Below are 17,997 nucleotides of genomic sequence, written 5' to 3' on the forward strand. Positions count from 1 at the left end.
CTGACATATCACCCTAAAACGTGTGTTATTCATCCATGCACACACCTACGCGGCGCACCTTGCTCGGCGCCTCGATCGTGGCCGCCGGCTCGGGACTGCTGGCCGCCTGTTCCGGGTCCGACTCCCCCTCCGAGGCCGGCGCCCGCTCGGGGGCCGGATCCCGCTCCGGGTCCAGCCCTCGGCCCGGGCCCGGGTCGCACTCAGGGGACGGCTCGCACTCGGGGACGGGCGCGCACTCGCAGGCCAGGACCACCGGCCATGACCATGGCGGCAGACCCTTTGTCCCCAGGGGGCCCAAGGGATACGTGAACCCGTCCGATCCCGAGGTCATCGCCGCCGAGCATGAGCGCGGGCACGGCCGCCTCCGCACGTTCGCGTTGACCGCCACCGAGACGTCCCTCGACCTGGGCGGGCGGACCGTCAGGTCGTGGGCGTACGGCGACGCGCTGCCCGGCAAGGAGGTCCGGGTCACCGCGGGCGACATCCTCAATCTGAGGCTCGCCAACCACCTGCCCGTGTCGACGACGCTGCACTCGCACGGTGTCCGTATGCGCTGTGACATGGACGGCGTCCCGGGCCTGACCCAGTACTCCATCCAGCCCGGCGCGGACTTCACCTACCGCTTCGCCGTGTCGCACCCGGGTACGTACTGGCTGCATTCGCACTCGGGACTCCAGCTGGACCGCGGCCTGTACGCACCGCTCATCGTCGAGGACCCCAGGGAGCCGTTGTCCTACGACAAGGAGTGGGTCGTCGTCCTGGACGACTGGCTGGACGGCGTGGGCGGCTCCAGTCCGGACCGCGTGCTCGCGCAGTTGCGGCACGGCATGGGTGCGCCGATGGGCATGGACATGGGTGAGGACGACGCCGGCGACGGTTCCGGCCACGACATGTCCGCCGGCGGGCACGCGTCGGATAACGACAGGTCCACCGGCCCCTCCCGCGTCCTGCGGAACTCCCACAGCCGCATGCTGCACGGCGAGGGCGGCAACATCGCCTACCCGTACTACCTGGTCAACGGACGCCTCCCGCACGCGCCTTCGGTCTTCCGGGCCCGCCCCGGCGACCGCATCCGGCTGCGGATCATCAACGCCGGCGGCGACACTGCCTTCCGGGTGGCGCTGGGCGGTCACGAGATGACGGTGACGCACACGGACGGCTACCCGGTCGAACACAAGAAGACGGAGGCGCTGCTGATCGGCATGGCCGAACGCTATGACGTGGTCATCACCGCCAAGGACGGGGTGTTCCCGCTGGTCGCGCTCGCCGAGGGCAAGAACGCACGAGCCCTCGCCGTCCTGCGTACCGGCAGCGGAGGCCGCCCCCACCCCTCCGTGCATCCGGCGGAGCTCGACGGCCGGGTCGTGCCGGCCAGACGCCTCGTGCCGGACGAATCCGTCGCCCTCTGCCACCGCGAGCCGGACCGCGAGATGCGCATCAGACTGACCGGCGGCATGAGGAAGTTCGACTGGAGCTTCGACCACCGGCCTTACTCCATCGAGGAACGCCATCCGGTCCGGGAGGGTGAACGGGTCCGCCTGACCCTCATCAACGCCACCGACATGTGGCATCCCATGCATCTGCACGGCCACACCTTCGCGCTCAGGGGCATCGACGCGGCCGGAGCCCGCAAGGACACCGCCTACGTACTGCCGCACCGCAAGATCGTCGTCGAATTCAACGCCGACAACCCGGGCCTGTGGATGCTCCACTGCCACAACCAGTACCACTCCGAGTCCGGCATGATGACCGTCCTCGGCTACCGGAAGTGACAACGGCTCCGGCTCCCCGTCCGCGGATCGGCTGAGGCTTCGGGCTCCGCTTCTCAGGGCCCCGGGGACACCACTTCGGACGACTCCGGGGCGCTGAAGGCCGAGGATTCCGTCGTCGTGGAGGTGTCGGCGGAGGAGGACTCCGACGAGGACTGTGTCGTCAGATCGGCGGACGCGGAGCCGGAGGTCGACGCCGACTCCGACTCCGACGCGGTCGTCGGCGGCTCGGTGGACGTCGACTCGGATGCCGATGACGAATCCGAGGACTGTGACGACGGTGAAGAAGGCGAAGAGGAGGACGAAGAGGGCGAAGAAGAGGACGACGAAGGCGAGGAGGAGGACGACGAGGGCGACGAGGACGCCGGCGACGGGGAGGACGGGGGGCACGTGCCACGCGAGCCCTTGGGCTCGGAGACGCACGGCGACGGAGAGCTGGGAGTCGGAGTCGAGATACTCACCGACGGGGTGGGAGGGTGCGCCGGCGGCTTCGTCTGCTGGTCGCGGTGGCCGGTGTCGCCCTTGTGCCGGGCGATCCACACGTCGTGGTCACGGTCGAAGATCACGAACACGTTGATGATGGTCGTCGAGGGCGCGACGACCACGACGTTCTGCGTCCGGTACGACGGCCACGAGTCGCCGGTCGGCTTGGGCGTGGTCTGCTGCGCGACCGGCCCCAGCAGCGGGTTGCCGCACGCACAGCGCACGCGGGGCACGCCGCGGGAGTCGACGAGGACGGCGGTGCCCGCCTGGAGGACCGCCTGATAGCTGGTGGCGACGCCATTGCGGTAGCCGTGGTTGGTGACACGGGTGTCCATACGCAGCTGTACGGGGGTGAGCGAGCGCAGATACGCGGGGACCGCGGACGGCTGGATGCCCTCCACCGAGGCGAACGACTTGTTCTTCGCCGGGTCCGCCTGGAGCGCGCTGATCTGCTTCTCCACATTGCAGCTGGAGACATTGCGGGTGCCGCCGTAGAGACCGGGCGTGGAACCATCGTAGCCACGCGTCACATGGGCGGACTCCGACGCGGCCGACGCCGTGGCTGTCTCGGGCGCGGTGGAACTGTTGTTCGCTGTCGACTCGGTGAACGGGTCGGGGCCTGCCTTGCTCGCGGACTGGAGGAAGACCTCACTGCCGGTGTTCTTGCTGCCGCCGCCGTTGTTGTTGGTGGTGAAGACGAGCCCCAGGATCACCGCGGCGGCCACGACACCGGTGAGGAGCGCGACGCGGGGCGCCGACTTCCACCAGGGAAGTCCGGACCCCTTCCCCGGCTCCCCCGGCCCGGACGGACCACCACCGGACCCGGAGGGTCCACCCGTACCGCCCGATCCGCTCCCCGCTCCGCTGTCACCGGCGCCCGAGGCACCGCTGGGCGGCTCCGAGGGCGAACGGCCGATCGGCTGGGTCGGGGTGGGTTCGGACCGGCCCGGCTGCGACGGACCCGACAGCGGGCCCGAAGGCGGTCCGGTGGGGCGGCCGGAAGTCGGCGGTTCGACACTCACGAGCTCTTCTTCCAGGCGTAGGGATCCTGCGGCACCTGAAACGCTTTGTGCCACTTTCTTCCGCAACGAACCTATTGTGTGCTCCGGTCCCGTACTGCCCGCAAGCTGACGCGGTCGGCCCACCCGAGGGGCGGACCTCGTCGGCGCTGCTTAGCGTGGCAGCGTGAGCCCCCAGACACCGTCCGACCAGGCAGTTGCCCGCAGCGGTGAGCGGACGGCCGCCCGCCACGGCTGGGTCCAGGCCCTGGTGGCGGTGCTGGCCGGGCTGATCGTCATGGTCGTGGTCGCCGCACTCGGGCTGTGGGCCTCGGGCGCCATGGATCTCCCCGACAACGCGTTCCCGCGGGTCGTCGCGGCCACGGTGGTGACGGCGGTCGGCGGCACCATCGAGTTCGCGGGCGACGCCGGAGTCATCGCCGACACCCAGGCGGGTCTGACGGTGACTCCGCTCTCGGTCACGCTGGCCGGAGCCCTGGTGATCGCGGCCGGCTTCCTGCGTCCGCTGCGGCACCGTGCCGTCGCCGGCGCTCCCGAACTGGCCGGGTGGGCCGCCCGGATCGCCGTCCTGTGGGTGCTGGCCCTGGTCGGACTCGGGCTCTTCGCCCGACAGAACTTCACGGTCTCCCTCGGGAACGGGACGATCGGCGACATCGGCGACCTGTTCGGTGTCACGCCCAAGGTGGGCTTCAAGACCGATATGACACCGACGCTGGTCTTCGGAGTGCTGTGGCTGGCGGGCGTGTTCGTCCTCGCCCTGCTGGTCTCGCGCGGGGCACCGCTCCCCGCGCGGCTGCTGCGCTTCCAGGAGTCGGTGCGTCCGGCCGCGTACGCCATGGTCGCGCTGTTGCTCGTGTGCGTCGCCCTGGGCCTGGTCATCGCGCTGGTGGTGGCGGCGACGCGTGGGCACGTCCCCGAGACGTTCGCCGTGATCCTCCTCGGACTCCCGAACCTTGTCTGGCTCACCTTCACCATCGGGCTGGGCGCCACCTGGAACGGGCGCGTGGACGGGCCCTTCGGGCTGCCGATGCCACATCTGCTCGACGAGGTGCTGCGCACCCCGGACGTCTCCACGCTCAACCTCCACACCCTCGCCGAGCACGACGGCAGGGTGTGGTGGCTGGTGGCCATCGACGCGGTGCTGGTGCTCGCGGCCGCGTTCCTGATGGCGGCCCGTTCACCGGCCCGGATGCGGGCCTGGCAGCACGCCGTGCACATGGCGGTCGCGCTCGCGCTCACCGTGCTGATGATCTGTCTGATCGGCCGGATCTCGGCGCACTACGGCCTGTCGATCCTCGGCATCGGCGACGTCGGCGGGGGCCTGAAGGGGGAACTCTTCCTGAAGCCCGAGCTGTGGACCGCGCTCGGGTTCGCCGTGCTGTGGGGGCTGGTCACCGGGTTCCTCGGCGGTCTGCTGGCGAAGGGCGTCCACCGCAAGGGCGAGGTCGATACCGCCGCGCCCGACCGGCGTTGACGTCGCGTCAGCCGAGCGAGGCCGCTAAGCCCGGAAGACCGGCCGGGCCCAGCTCGGCGGCTCCGGTGGCGGGCCGGGAGGTCCGGCCTCCGGTGACGGGCCGGGAGCTTCGGGCGCTTCCACGGCTTCGGCCTTCGGCTGAGTCGTCGTCCCGCCCACGACGGTGGGGCTGCGCGTCGCGGCCCGCAGCGCGTTCACGAAGGCGAGGCAGGAGTCGTACCGGTCGTCGGGGCACTTCGCGAGCGCCTTCTCCATGACCTCGTCGACGCCGGCGGCGAGGTCGGGGCGCTTCACGGTCAGCGCCGGCGGCTGGTCGTACTGGTGCGCCCACAGCAGCGCCATGGGGTCCTCGCGCTGGAAGGGCGTCCTCCCGGCCAGGGTCTCGTAGACGACGACGGCGAGGCTGTAGACGTCGCACCGGCCGTCCACGGGCTTCCCTGAGATCTGCTCCGGCGCCACGTACTCGAGCGTGCCGACGAACTGGCCCTGGCTGGTGAACCCGGTCATGGCCAGCGACTTCTTCGTCAGGCCGAAGTCCGTGAGGTAGACGTGCTCGGGGTGGTCGCTGTCGGTGCCCTCGGACACCAGGATGTTGCCGGGTTTCACATCCCGGTGCACCAGGCCGTGGTCGTGGGCCGCGTCGAGGGCCGACGCGACCTGGACGGCGATCCGGACGGCCACCGCGAGCGGCAGCGGCCCCTCACTGGCGAGCAGACGGCTCAGGTCGCGCCCGGGGACGCACCGCATGGCGATGTACAGGATGCCGTCCGCCTCGCCCGCCTCGAAGATCGGGACGATGTTCGGGTGTTCGATCGCGGCGGCCACCCGTGACTCGTGAGTGAAGCGCGCCCGGAAGGTGTCGTTGCTGGCGAGGTCCGGCGCGAGCAGCTTGAGGGCGACGACGCGGTCCAGGCGGAGGTCCTTGGCCCGGTAGACGACGGCCATCCCGCCGCGGCCGATCTCCCCCTCGATCCGGTAGTCCGCGATCTGCCGTCCGATCAGCTCGGACGGACTCCCCGAGAACACGCTGGTCTCGTGCCGCGCGCCTTCCATCAGCCACCCCCCGGGTCATGCCGCGCGCCGCCCATCAGGCGCCCCTCCGGTCGTCCTCGTCGGACGCCACGACGCGGGTGGGTTCACGGCCGTCCGGAGGGGCTTCGCGTACGGCCCTGGTCCGCTCCGGGGCCTTGTGCGCCTGCTCCGGTTCCACGAGCGCCGGATCCCTCTCGGCCGCGAACATGCTCAGCCGCGTGCCGTCGCAGTACACCCATCGCTCATGCTCGCCGTCGTACAGCCACAGGGACTCCCCGTCGACGACCACCCCGATCCGCTGCCCCTGCGTACGGCCGCGGAAGGACTCCCCGTCGAGCTGTCCGGCCGCGAGTTCCTCGGCGGCGCTGCGGTAGCGGGCGAGGGCCTCCTCGACACGGGCGAGCAGCGGGCGCGGGTCGGCCGTGCGGGCGATGGGGCTGGTCGCGGCGGGCGGTGCCTGCGGTACGGGGACCAGGAGGCGGCCGTCGACCCAGGCCGACCAGCCGTTGGCGCAGATGACCCGGCCCCAGTCCCCGCGCCGGTCGACGAGCTGGACCGGCAGCAGGGCGTCCAGCGGCACGGTGCGCCGGGACGGGTCCGGGCTCTCCCAGGCGGGCAGGCCGTCCTGGGGGACGACATGCGTGGGGCGGAAGCCGGGGGTCGTCATCGGCGCCTACTTCCGCATGACCGCGGGTTCGTGGCGCCGCAACAGGCGGGCCACCGCGAATCCGAAGACGACGGAGAGGACGACCAGCATCCCCACGTTGAACAGCCAGACGCCGGTCAAGTGCCGAAACAGCGGGTCGACGGTCAGGGGCCCAGGGAAGATCCGGGCAAGGCCTACGGTCCCCGCCATGGCGCCCAGGCCCCAGCGCGCGGGGACGAGCCAGGCCAGTTGCTCGATGCCGGGCACCCCGTGCAGCTTCAACAGCGCACCGCTGAAAACCACCTGGACGATGGCGAGCAGCACCAGCAGCGGCATGGTGACCTCCTCCTTGGTCACCACGGCGGAGACGACGAGGCCGAGCATCATTGCGGCGAAGGCGAGCAGGGCCACGGAGAGCGTCATCTCGAGGAGCGGCGGCATGAGGACCCCTTTGCCGCCCGGCGCGTTGAGGTCGACGCCGAACAGGGCGACCAGGGTCAGGACGACGGCCTGGAGCACGGTGATGGTGCCGAGGACCACGACCTTCGACATCAGGTACGCCGATCGGGACAGGCCGACCGCGCGCTCCCGCTGGTAGATGACCCGCTCCTTCACCAGTTCGCGCACGGCGTTGGCCGCCCCCGTCAGGACTGCGCCGATGCACAGGATGAGCAGCACGTTCATCGCCGTCTCCACCGTCAGTGCGCTGCCGGCCACCGCGTGGGCCATCGCGCCCATCACGCAGGGCAGGCCGACCATGACGGCGAGGAAGGTCCGGTCGGCGCTGAGCACGGCCGCGTACCGTCGCACCAGGGTGCCGAGCTGGGATCCCCAGCTCTGGGCCTTGGGCGGCGGTCCGACGACGGCGCCCGGGGCGGCCTCCGGCAGATGCGGCTGTGAGCTGGAGTTGTCGATGTACTCCTGGTGGAACGGCGACTCCCCGTACTCCCCCGCCCAGTCCCGGTCCTGGTCCCGCTCGAAGGCCTCGAACGCCTCGGGCCAGTGCCGGTAGCCGAAGAAGGCGAGAGCGTCGTCGGGCGGCCCGTAGTAGGCGACCTTGCCGCCGGGCGCGAGCACCAGGAGCCGGTCGCAGACCTCGAGGCTGAGCACGCTGTGGGTGACGACGATGACCGTACGGCCGTCGTCGGCGAGACCACGCAGCATCTGCATCACCGAGCGGTCCATGCCTGGGTCGAGACCCGAGGTGGGCTCGTCGAGGAACAGCAGCGACGGCTTGGTCAGCAGCTCCAGGGCCACGCTGACCCGCTTGCGCTGGCCGCCGGACAGGCTGTGCACGGGCTGGTCGACACGCTGCTCCAGACCCAGCTGGCCGATCACCTCGTCGACCCGCGCACGGCGCTCCGCCTTCGCGGTGTCCTGCGGAAAGCGCAGCTCAGCGGCGTAGGTGAGGGCCCGGCGCACGGTGAGCTGCGCGTGCAGGATGTCGTCCTGCGGGACCAGACCGATGCGCTGGCGCAGCTCGGCGTAGTCGCGGTAGAGGTCGCGGCCGTCGTACAGGACGGTGCCGCGGTTGGCGGGGCGCTGCCCGGTCAGGGCGTTGAGGAGCGTGGACTTTCCGGCGCCGCTCGGGCCCACGACGGCGAGCAGGGATTTCTCGCCGACGGGAAAGGACACCTGGTCGAGGAGCGTCTTGCGGCCCCGGTCGACCTCGACGGTGATGTCCTGGACATCCAGGGAGACCTCGCCCGTGTCGACGTACTCCTGCAGCTGGTCGCCGACGAGGCAGAACGCGGAGTGGCCGATACCGACGATGTCACCCGGTGTGACGGGGGCGTGCGCGACGGGGCTGCCGTTGAGGAACGTGCCGTTGTGACTGCCGAGGTCGACGATCTCGTACGTCCCGTCCGGGTGGGCGCGCAGCTCCGCGTGCCGTCGGGAGACCACCAGCTCGTCGATGACCAGGTCGTTGTCGGCGCCGCGGCCGATGTGGATGGTGCGCTCCGGGAGCGGCCGAACGGTGCTCGGCTGCCGGAAGGTGCCCGTGGCGGCCGGTACGGAGACGCTCGTGGGGCGCTCCGAGGCCGGTGGCGGGCGGTCGAGGAGAACGGCGCGGGGGCCGTCTGCGGGGCTGCCGAAGCGGATGACGCTGCCCGGTCCGACGCCCCACTCGTGGACGCGCCGCCCGTCGGCGTACGTACCGTTCGTGCTGTTCTCGTCCTCGAGCGTCCAGTGGTCGGCCTCGGGCCGCAGCACCGCGTGGTGCCACGAGACCCGGACGTCGTCGATGACGACGTCGCTCAAGGGGTCGCGCCCCACGTGATAGTCGCGGCTCGGACTCATCACCGTGGAGCCCGTCTCGGTCTCGAGGACGAGTTCAGGCGCAGTCGGCGCGACCGGCCGCTCTCCCATGCCAGAATTCTAGCTATTCGCCCACATGTGCGCCTGATCAGCGCACCCGAGGCGAGCCCTGATCAGCGCACCTGGGGCAAAACCCTTGTGAGTACGACGCGGGCGAAACAGAAAGCGATCAGACGGCTGTCAGGCGGCTTTCAGGCGGCGGAAATGCCCAGCACGGCGGCGGTCCGCTGCATGCGCAGGGCGTCCACGGATTCGGCGAGCAGTTCGTATTCGGTGGTGTCGTCACTGGTGGCGATGCGGACGAGTTTTCCCGCGGCTAATTCCTCGGCGACCAGTTCCTGTTGGTCCGAGTCGCCGCACCAGGCGCGGAGCATGCTCGGCACGTCCGGGACGGTGGCCGCCACCGGCGCGATCGAGTTCGGCGGGAAAGTGGGGTCCTCGGGCTGTGGATCGAGCCGCTCGGCCATCCACGCGGCGCGGTCCCGCATCCACCACAGGGCCAATGCCAGGGTCGGCGCGCGATACGTCCCCAGGGGTACGCCGATGCGCTGACCGCCGCATATTCCGTACGCGGTGACATGGCACAGGAATTCGTCGTGCACGATCGCTCCCCCATCGGCGTCGCTCGCTGCCGGTCCGGCCTCGCTTTCCCTGCGGCTCAGTGGTTGTGCACGATGGTGCTGTCCCCGGGCGTGGCTGAGTCGCCCTAGAATTGAGTATCGCCACTCCTGACACTCTGTCACCATGCCATTCCAGCCAGTCTCTTGGCATATTCACAGCTTGGTTTGGCTGAAACGGCACAGGCGGCGCCGACGCCCCCACGCTCGGGGCATTACCCGCGGGGTAATCGACGCCCCGATCGCCGCCCGGCAAGGTGGTCGTACCGGATCCCAACGGGGCACGAAACGTGGGGATGCGGACCCTGACCAGCAGGTACGACCTCGATGGAGGCTGATTCACCATGTCCGCGAGCAACGACCGTTACGAGACCGCCGTCGCCCGATACTTCGAGGCCTGGAACGCGGGCGGGCAGGACGCGCTGGCGAAGGCGGTCGCCGCCGCCTGGACCGCGGACGGCAGCTACACCGACCCGCTGGCCGACGTCCGCGGGCCCGAGCAGATCGCGGCCCTGATCGCGGCGGCACAGGAGCAGTTCCCGGGGTTCGCGTTCCGGCTCCTGGGCGCGGTCGACGGACACCACGACGTCGCCCGCTTCGGCTGGGAACTGGTGAGCGAGGCTGACGGCTCGGCGCCCGTCGCCGGATTCGACGTGATCACCCTGGACGGCGAGGACCGCATCCGGAGCGTCCACGGCTTCCTGGACCGCGTTCCGGCCTAGCCCGCGATGCGGCGAGGGGCCGGCACGGAGGTCTCCGCCTCCCGCAGCGCCCGCCGGGCCGGACTCGTACGCCAGTCGAGCAGGGGGCCGGCCACCAGCGTGTGGTGCGCCACCGGCCCCCTGCTCGACGGATTGCCCTACGCCGTCGCCCCGGAGGCGGCCGACCGGCTGTCGGAGCTCAGCGAGCCCCGCCCTGCCCGGCCGCCGGGCGTCACGGCTCGATGATCGCGTCGATCCGGGCGAGCTCGTCCGGATCGAAGTCCAGGTTCCCGATCGCCGCGACGCTGTCCTCCAGTTGCCGCGGGCTGCTCGCGCCGATCAGCGCGGAGGTCAGCCGCCCGCCGCGCAGCACCCAGGCCAGCGCCAGCTGAGCCAGGGACTGGCCGCGCGACTTCGCGATCTCGTCGAGGGCGCGCAGCCGTCGTACGAGATCCTCGGTGACCGTGTCCGCGCTCAGGAACGGGCTGTCGCTCGCGGCGCGCGAACCCTCCGGGATGCCGTCGAGGTAACGGCCGGTGAGCAGGCCCTGCTCCAGCGGGGAGTAGGCGATGGAGCCGACCCGCAGCTCGTCCAGCGTGTCCAGGAGCCCCTCCTCCTCAGGGCGGCGGTCGAGCATCGAGTAGCGCGGCTGGTGGATCAGCAGCGGGGTGCCCAGCTCGGCCAGGATGCGGGCGGCTTCGCGGGTCTCCTCGGGCGAGTAGTTGGAGACGCCGACGTACAGCGCCTTGCCCTGCTGGACCGCCGAGTGCAGGGCGCCCATCGTCTCCTCGAACGGAGTCTCCGGGTCGGGGCGGTGCGAGTAGAAGATGTCCACGTAGTCCAGACCCATCCGGGCCAGGCTCTGGTCGAGCGAGGACAGCAGGTACTTGCGTGAGCCCCATTCGCCGTACGGGCCCGGCCACATCAGATATCCGGCCTTGGTCGAGATGACCAGCTCGTCGCGGTAGGGCGCGAAGTCGGCCTTCAGTGCGTCGCCGAGGGCCGACTCGGCGGCGCCGGGCGGCGGCCCGTAGTTGTTCGCCAGGTCGAAGTGGGTGACTCCGAGGTCGAAGGCGCGGCGCAGGATCGCGCGCTGGGTCTCCACCGGCCGGTCGGGGCCGAAGTTGTGCCACAGGCCGAGCGACAGCGCGGGGAGCTTCAGGCCGCTGCGTCCGGTGCGTCGGTAGGGCATGTCCGCGTAACGGTCGGGGTGTGCGGTGTACAACGCGTACTCCTGGAAGGCCGGGAAGACAGGCAACGAGAGAACAGGTACCGAGAAGACAGGTACCGAGAAAGCAGGTCTCCACTCTCGCGCGCACCCGGGGCAACGGTCCAACGGGAGAATCGGATGGGATTCAGCGATGGCGGTTCTCAATCGGCGACTACGCTGTCCGCTCATGGAACTGCGCCACCTCCAGCACTTCGTCGCCGTCGCCGAGGACCAGCACTTCACCCGGGCCGCCGAGCGGTTGCTGGTGTCCCAGTCGGGCCTCTCGGCCTCGATCCGTGCGCTGGAGCGGGAGCTGCAGACCCCGCTGTTCGTGCGGACGACCCGCCGGGTGACACTCACGGAGGCCGGGCGGGCGCTGCTGGGCGAGGCGGTGCGGATCCTGGCGCAGGTGCGGTCGGCCCATGAGGCGGTGGCGGCCGTGCAGGGCGTGCTGCGCGGCACGCTGGCGCTGGGTACCGAGCAGTGCATCGCGGGTGTGCATGTGGCGGGGCTGCTCGCCGCTTTCCGGCGGCGTCACCCGGATGTGGAGGTCCGGCTGCGGCAGGCGGGGTCGGGCGAGCTGGCGGAGGAGGTCGCCGCCGGACGCCTGGACCTGGCCTTCGCCTATCGCACGCAGGCGGACACCGACCAGCTGCGGTCCGTGTCGCTGGCCAGCGAGCCGATGACCGTGCTGTGCCACCCGTCCCACCGGCTCGCCACGGCGGGCGTCGCGTTCACGCCGGAGGATCTGAGCGGCGAGACCTTCGTGGACTTCCACCCGGACTGGGGGCCGCGGCGCACCACCGACGCGGCCTTCGCGGCGGCGGGTGTGCGGCGGACGGTCTCGCTGGAGGTGAACGACGTGCACAGCCTCCTCGACCTGATCGACGAGAACCTCGGTATCGCCGTCGTACCGCGCCACTTCCGCCACAAGCGCGAGGGCCTCACCGCCCTCCCCCTCAAGGGCACCGGCGAGGCGGTGTACGAGACCGTCGCCATGCTGCCGCCGCCGGAGGCCACCAGTCCGGCGGCGCGGGCACTGATGGCGCTCCTCGACACCTCCGAAGAGGGGGTCTGACACCACCCCCAGAGGGGCTCCAGCACTCCTGACCGGGCCGTCGGTCCGCCGCAGACTCGTGGATGTCCAGCACGAGAACTGCGAGGCAGGAGTACGGAGATGACGGATCACACACGGCGCACGGTACTGCGGGGCGCGGCGGTCACGGCGGCCGCGGGGCTCGTCGGTGGCGTGAGCGGCCGGGCGGCGGCGGCCGGGGTCCGCGCACAGGACACGCGCCAATTCCCTTTCCTGGAGGGCGCGTTCAAGCCCGTCAGCGAGGAGCTGACGGCATTCGATCTGCCGGTCACCGGACGGATCCCCCGTGAGCTGAACGGCCGCTTCCTCCGAAACGGCCCCAACGTCCTGGGACTTGAGGACCCGCGCGCCCACCACTGGATGCTCGGCGACGGCATGGTGCACGGCGTGCGGCTGCGCGAGGGCCGCGCCGAGTGGTATCGCAACCGCTGGGTCCGCTCGGCCTCCGTGGCCAAGAAGCTCGGCGAGCCCTACCCCGGGCCCGTCCCGCCGGACGACTTCCCCTGCAACACCCATGTGATCGGGTACAAGGGACGGATCCTGGCGCTCCAGGAGAGCGGGCCGCTGCCGTACGAACTCGACCACGAGCTCAACACGGTCGGTACGTACGACTTCCGCGGCACCCTCAAGGGGGCCTTCACCGCGCACACCAAGTTCGACGCGGCGGCCGGCGAGCTGCACGCGATCGCCTACTACCCGGCATGGGACCACGTCCGGCACCAGGTCATCGATCACACGGGCCGGCTCGTGCGGACCACGAGGATCCCGGTGGCGGACGCGCCGATGATGCACGACTTCGCGCTCACCGAGAAGTACGTCGTGATCTTCGACCTGCCCATCACCTTCGACCCCGCGGGGGCCGAGCGGGGCGACATCGTGCCGTACGTCTGGAACGAGAAGCACCCGACGCGGGTCGGCCTGCTGCCGCGTGCCGGTGGCGAGGTCCGCTGGTTCGAGGTCGATCCGGTCTACTACTCGCACACCCTGAACGCGTACGACGAAGGCTCGTCCGTGGTCGTCGACATGACGACCTACCCGGCCCCCTTCTATGTCGCCGGCCGCGGCTCCGACGGGCCCTACGGGGCGGGCACCGCCTCGCTCCAGCGGTGGACGATCGACGTGGCGCACGGCCGCGTACGCACCAGGACGATCGACGACCGCCCGCAGGAGTTCCCGCGTATACGCGAGGAGCTGGTGTCCCGGCGGCACCGGTACGCCTACACGGCGGCCGCCGCCGACATGACGCTGGCGTATCTGACGCCCGACGGGAACCCGCCCGACCGCGCCTTCAGCAACGCGCTGATCAAGCACGACCTGTGCCGCGGGACCACGCAGGTCCACCGGCTGCCGCAGGACGCCGCCGCGGGGGAAGCCGTCTTCGTGCCGTCGCAGGGGGCGCGGGCCGAGGACGACGGCTATGCGATCGCGTACGTCCACAACCCCGACCGCGGGGCCGCCGACCTGGTGATCCTGGCCGCCCAGGACTTCACCGGCGAGCCGGTCGCCCGGATCCATCTGCCGGGCCGGGTGCCGCTCGGCTTCCACGGAAGCTGGATTCCGGACGCGTGAGGGAGCGCCATGCGCGATGGTGGACGCATGCATGCAAAGGACATCCTCATCGACGCGTTCAGCCGCATCCAGGAAGAAGTCCATGCCGCCGTCGAGGGTCTGGCCCCGGACCGGCTCAACGCCGCTCCCGCCGAAGGCACCAACCCCATCTCATGGCTGATCTGGCATCTCACCCGGATCCAGGACGACCATGTCGCCGACGCCGCCGGGCTCGACCAGGTCTGGCCGGCCCAGGGCTGGGAGAAGCGCTTCGGGCTCGATCTGCCCCGCCGCGACACGGGGTACGGCCACAGCCCCGCGAAGGTCGCCAAGGTGCGGGTCCACTCCGGTGAGCTGCTGACCGGGTACTACGACGCCGTGCACGAGCAGACGCTGGGGTTCGTGCGCGGGCTGACCGCCAAGGACTTCGAGCGCATCGTGGACGAGCGCTGGGATCCCCCGGTCAGCCTGGGCGTACGGCTGGTCAGCGTCCTGTCCGACGATCTGCAGCACGTCGGACAGGCCGCCTATGTGCGGGGGCTGCTTCAGAGGGCGTAGCCGGGAAGCACGACGTCCTCAATGAGGGCGTTGCGCTCGTCGAACGGGATGAACGCGCTCTTGATCGCGTTGACCGTGACCGTGCGCAGGTCCTCGACGCTCCAGCCCGCCTCCTCGACCAGCAGCGACATCTCGCGGGTCATCGTCGTGCCCGACACCAGACGGTTGTCGGTGTTGAGGGTGACGCGGAAACCCAGGTCGCGCAGGGCGGTGATGGGGTGCTCGGCGATGGAGGTGGCCGCGCCCGTCTGGAGGTTGGACGTGGGGCACATCTCCAGGGCGATACGGCGGTCGCGCACCCAGCCCGCGAGGCGGCCGAGCTTGCCGTCGACGATGTCCTCGGTGATGCGCACGCCGTGGCCGATGCGCTGGGCGCCGCAGACCTGAAGGGCCTGGTGGATGCTCGGCAGGCCGTGCGCCTCACCGGCGTGGATGGTGAACGGGACGCTCTCGCCGCGCAGGTGCTCGAAGGCGGCCAGGTGGTCGGCGGGCGGGAAGCCGTCCTCGGCCCCGGCGATGTCGAAGCCGACGACACCGGCGTCCCGGAAGGCGACGGCCAGGTCGGCCGCCTCGCGAACCCGGTCGAACATGCGCATGCCGCACAGCAGGGTGCCGACGCGGACCGGGGTGCCCGCGGCCGCAGCCTTCGCCATACCGGCGGCGAGGCCCTCCTGGACTGTCTCGACGACCTCGCTCATCGTGAGCCCGCCCTGCGTGTTCAGCTCGGGCGCGTAGCGGACCTCGCCGTAGACGACGCCGTCCTCGGCGAGGTCGAGGACGTACTCCTCGGCGGTGCGCAGCAGGCCCTCGCGGGTCTGCATCACGGCGAGGGTGTGCTCGAAGGTGGCTATGTAGCGCACCAGGTCACCGGAGTTGGCGGCCTCGTAGTACCAGTCGGCCAGCGCCTGCGGGTCGGTGGTGGGCAGGGTGTGGCCGACCGTCTCCGCGAGCTCCACGAGGGTGGTGGGGCGCAGACCGCCGTCGAGGTGGTCGTGCAGCACGGCCTTGGGGAGGCGGCGGATGGTGTCGATGTCGATGCGGGGCGCGGTCATGCGTGTCTTTCCTCGGCGGGTTGTTTCCGGGCGGTGGAGGTCTGGCTACTGGGCGGGCTGCAGCAGGTCCCAGCGGTTTCCGTACAGGTCCTGGAAGACGACGACCGAGCCGTACGGCTCATGGCGCGGCTCCTCCAGGAAGGTCACGCCCGCAGCGCGCATCCGTGCGTGGTCGCGGGCGAAGTCGTCGGTGTGCAGGAAGAAGCCCACGCGCCCGCCGGTCTGATCACCGACCCGGCCGCGCTGCGCCTCGTCCTTGGCCCGGGCCAGCAGCAGGCCGCTGCCGCTGCCCTCCGTGCCCGGCTCGACGACGACCCAGCGGGAGCCGTCGGGACGCGGCGTGTCCTCGACAAGGCGGAATCCGAGGGCTTCGGTGTAGTGGCGGATCGCCTCGTCGTAGTCGTCGACGACGAGGGTGACCAGGGCGATGCGTCTCATCGGAACCTCTCCAGGGTTATACGTAACACGTAGGGTACGGCATCCCGCGGAGTGGTCCGCTTGCGGCGGAGGCGCCGACGCCGGAGCCCATCCGTTCAGCCGCACCGGGAACGATCTCGGCGCCACCCTCGTCTACAGTTTTGTAGACCGACTACAGAACTGTAGTCATCGCGGACGCGGTCTCCTGTGCGCCCGCGCGCCCAGCGTGAAAGGGGGACCCTGCCGTGAAGCGCGAGGACGCCACGGATCTCGCCGGTTCGACGGCGGTGGGGAGCACGATCGCGTTCGTGCTGCTGACACTGATCCTGACCGGCCGGGACGGCGACCCTCTGTTCGGAGACCAGGACCTCACCTCCTGGTCGGTGGGACACCGCCCGGATGTGGCGCTCGCCGTGGCGCGCGGGGTGACCTACACCGGCACGGGGATCGTTCCGTACGTCCTGGTCGCCCTGGCTGGCCTCATTCTCGGTCGTACGGCGCGTCAGCGCGTCCTCGCCGTCATCGGCTGCCTCGGCTGTCTGGCCGCCGCACAAGCCGTGCGGTACGGCGTGATGTCCCTGGTCGCCCGCCCCCGCCCCGCCACGGCGGACTGGGCCACGCACGCCTCCGGCTGGTCCTTCCCCTCGGGCCACACCACCACGTCCGCCGTCGCCGGCGGACTGCTCATTCTCGCGGTGCTCGCGCGAGCTGCGTACGGCAGGAAGTCGCTCGTCCTGGTCATCGGCTGCTGGGCCGCACTGGTCGGACTGTCCCGTGTCTACCTGGGAGTTCACTGGTTCTCCGACGTCCTGGGCGGCTGGCTGTTCAGCCTCTGCTGGCTGAGTCTGTGCACATACGTCTTCGCACGGTTCATTCCCCGTGCCTGGTCCGCGATATCGGCGCCCCGTCTCCGCCCAGGTCCCACGACGGAAGAGCGCCGCCATGAATCGCACGCCCAGCGGAAATTCCCCCCTCACTCTGCTCCGTAGCCATCTCGGATGGGCCGCCGGCGCGTCCTACCTCGCCGCCACGACGGTGCCGGCCCCGGGTCTGTGGCTGCGCCACCCGCACACGATCGGCGCGTCCGGAATCCTTGGAATCCCCTTCCAGACGCCGCATTTCCTGCTGTCTTTCGTCCTGTTCACCGCGGGTCTCCAAGTGCCCCTGCACGAGCTGCGGACGGTACTCGGCCGCCCCACCGCGCTGCTGACCGGGCTCACCCTCCATCTGGTCGCACCGCTGCTGATCATTCCGGGGGTCGCGTTCGCGCTGCGGCAGTCCCCCGACAGTGACGGGGGCAGCGGTCTGGTCGCGGCGATGATCCTGATCGTCGCCATGCCCGTGGCGGCCGGAGCCACCGTGTGGACCAGCAAGGGGGACGGCGACCAGCCGACGACGGTCGGCCTCGTGCTGGCGTCCACTCTTGTCAGTCCCCTGACGATCCCGGTCACCATGACGGCTCTGTGCCCGCTGCTGAGCGGCGAGTACGCGGCGACACTGGCCGGAACGGCACAGACAGCGGGAAACAGCTTCGCGCTCACGGGGGTCCTGTTGCCCTGCGGCGCCGGAATCCTGTGCCGGCTCGCGCTGCCCCACCGGCTCATGGACCGTCTGCTCGGCGCGGCGGTCCCCGCGGCGATGCTCGGCTCGCTGCTGCTGACGTACATCAATGCCAGCGGTGTCCTCGGCCCCTTCGTCAGCCATCCCGAACCGGTGCTGTTCGTGGCCGCGCTGGCCGTCGCCGCCACGGTGTGCGGGCTGTCGTTCACTCTGGGCCGGATCACCGCCCGGGTGCTGCGTCTCGACGCGCCCGCCGGTGCCTCCGTCACGCTGGCCTGCGGGATGAACAACAGCAGCGCCAGCGCGGTCCTCATCACGACGACGCTGCCCGACCGGCCGCATGTGCTGCTGCCGGTCCTCGCCTACAGCCTGCTGCAGAAGGTGGCGGCGGGCGTGGTCGTGCGGGCCGGGCAGGGGCGCCGTACGCGCGCATGACATCGTGGAGATCGACTCGGGGCCGGCCCGCCGCGCCCCACCTGACGCTGCCTCCACAGGA

The 17,997-nt window shown here is 70.8% G+C and carries 16 protein-coding genes; 8 read left to right on the plus strand and 8 right to left on the minus strand.

Going from position 1 to position 17,997, the window contains the following annotated elements; all coding sequences use genetic code 11:
* Positions 1-35: 35 nt before the first annotated feature.
* On the plus strand, positions 36-1,772 hold the full coding sequence (locus OG975_RS03595) for a multicopper oxidase family protein (protein WP_406327359.1): 1,737 nt from the start codon (positions 36-38) through the stop codon (positions 1,770-1,772).
* A gap of 53 nt (positions 1,773-1,825) precedes the next feature.
* Here OG975_RS03595 and OG975_RS03600 read toward each other — a convergent pair whose 3' ends face one another.
* Entirely contained in the window at positions 1,826-3,274 is a 1,449-nt protein-coding gene (locus OG975_RS03600) for a DUF6777 domain-containing protein (protein ID WP_406327361.1), read from the minus strand.
* Positions 3,275-3,437: 163 nt separating this feature from the next.
* Between OG975_RS03600 and OG975_RS03605 the strand changes: the two genes are divergently transcribed.
* Positions 3,438-4,745 (plus strand): streptophobe family protein, encoded by a 1,308-nt coding sequence (locus OG975_RS03605; RefSeq protein WP_406327363.1) that lies wholly within the window; start codon positions 3,438-3,440, stop codon positions 4,743-4,745.
* Positions 4,746-4,769: 24 nt separating this feature from the next.
* Here OG975_RS03605 and OG975_RS03610 read toward each other — a convergent pair whose 3' ends face one another.
* From OG975_RS03610 to OG975_RS03625, 4 genes are all read right to left on the minus strand, one after another.
* Entirely contained in the window at positions 4,770-5,798 is a 1,029-nt protein-coding gene (locus OG975_RS03610; protein ID WP_406327365.1) for a serine/threonine-protein kinase, read from the minus strand.
* A 34-nt stretch (positions 5,799-5,832) separates the two neighbouring features.
* The gene (locus tag OG975_RS03615) at positions 5,833-6,444 is read right to left on the minus strand and encodes a hypothetical protein (RefSeq protein WP_406327367.1); all 612 of its coding nucleotides are present in this window, start codon (positions 6,442-6,444) and stop codon (positions 5,833-5,835) included.
* 6 nt (positions 6,445-6,450) lie between these two features.
* On the minus strand, positions 6,451-8,793 hold the full coding sequence (locus tag OG975_RS03620) for an FHA domain-containing protein (protein WP_406327368.1): 2,343 nt from the start codon (positions 8,791-8,793) through the stop codon (positions 6,451-6,453).
* 140 nt (positions 8,794-8,933) lie between these two features.
* Complete coding sequence (locus tag OG975_RS03625; protein WP_406327370.1) at positions 8,934-9,344, minus strand: hypothetical protein; 411 nt, start codon at positions 9,342-9,344, stop codon at positions 8,934-8,936.
* Between the two features lie 359 nt (positions 9,345-9,703).
* Here OG975_RS03625 and OG975_RS03630 point away from each other — a divergent pair, with 359 nt between their 5' ends.
* A complete protein-coding gene (locus OG975_RS03630; RefSeq protein ID WP_406327371.1) occupies positions 9,704-10,081 on the plus strand; it encodes a nuclear transport factor 2 family protein in 378 nt (125 codons plus the stop codon).
* 211 nt (positions 10,082-10,292) lie between these two features.
* Here OG975_RS03630 and mgrA read toward each other — a convergent pair whose 3' ends face one another.
* Positions 10,293-11,285 carry an L-glyceraldehyde 3-phosphate reductase gene (gene mgrA, locus OG975_RS03635; protein WP_406336133.1) on the minus strand — a complete coding sequence of 331 codons (993 nt, stop codon included), beginning with the start codon at positions 11,283-11,285 and terminating at the stop codon, positions 10,293-10,295.
* 172 nt (positions 11,286-11,457) lie between these two features.
* Between mgrA and OG975_RS03640 the strand changes: the two genes are divergently transcribed.
* From OG975_RS03640 to OG975_RS03650, 3 genes are all read left to right on the plus strand, one after another.
* Positions 11,458-12,348, plus strand: coding sequence for a LysR substrate-binding domain-containing protein (locus OG975_RS03640; RefSeq protein ID WP_406327372.1), 891 nt, complete (start codon positions 11,458-11,460; stop codon positions 12,346-12,348).
* Between the two features lie 99 nt (positions 12,349-12,447).
* Complete coding sequence (locus OG975_RS03645; protein ID WP_406327373.1) at positions 12,448-13,935, plus strand: carotenoid oxygenase family protein; 1,488 nt, start codon at positions 12,448-12,450, stop codon at positions 13,933-13,935.
* Positions 13,936-13,962: 27 nt separating this feature from the next.
* Positions 13,963-14,472: a mycothiol transferase gene (locus OG975_RS03650; protein ID WP_406327374.1), complete on the plus strand. Its 510-nt coding sequence runs from the start codon at positions 13,963-13,965 to the stop codon at positions 14,470-14,472.
* On the opposite strand, the gene OG975_RS03655 is transcribed toward OG975_RS03650, so the two are convergent.
* Both OG975_RS03655 and OG975_RS03660 read right to left on the minus strand, forming a co-directional pair.
* Positions 14,460-15,524 carry an adenosine deaminase gene (locus OG975_RS03655; protein WP_330302307.1) on the minus strand — a complete coding sequence of 355 codons (1,065 nt, stop codon included), beginning with the start codon at positions 15,522-15,524 and terminating at the stop codon, positions 14,460-14,462. The two genes, OG975_RS03650 and OG975_RS03655, sit on opposite strands and share 13 nt — an antisense overlap.
* 45 nt (positions 15,525-15,569) lie before the next feature.
* Positions 15,570-15,962, minus strand: a complete 393-nt coding sequence (locus tag OG975_RS03660; RefSeq protein ID WP_381251926.1) for a VOC family protein — start codon at positions 15,960-15,962, stop codon at positions 15,570-15,572.
* Between the two features lie 224 nt (positions 15,963-16,186).
* Between OG975_RS03660 and OG975_RS03665 the strand changes: the two genes are divergently transcribed.
* Positions 16,187-16,930: a phosphatase PAP2 family protein gene (locus OG975_RS03665; RefSeq protein ID WP_406327375.1), complete on the plus strand. Its 744-nt coding sequence runs from the start codon at positions 16,187-16,189 to the stop codon at positions 16,928-16,930.
* Positions 16,884-17,936, plus strand: coding sequence for a sodium-dependent transporter (locus OG975_RS03670; protein WP_406327376.1), 1,053 nt, complete (start codon positions 16,884-16,886; stop codon positions 17,934-17,936). The genes OG975_RS03665 and OG975_RS03670 overlap by 47 nt, the downstream gene beginning before the upstream one ends.
* Positions 17,937-17,997: the final 61 nt, after the last annotated feature.

Source organism: Streptomyces sp. NBC_00203 (genome assembly GCF_045206325.1).
Taxonomy (GTDB): Bacteria; Actinomycetota; Actinomycetes; order Streptomycetales; family Streptomycetaceae; genus Streptomyces; species Streptomyces lutosisoli.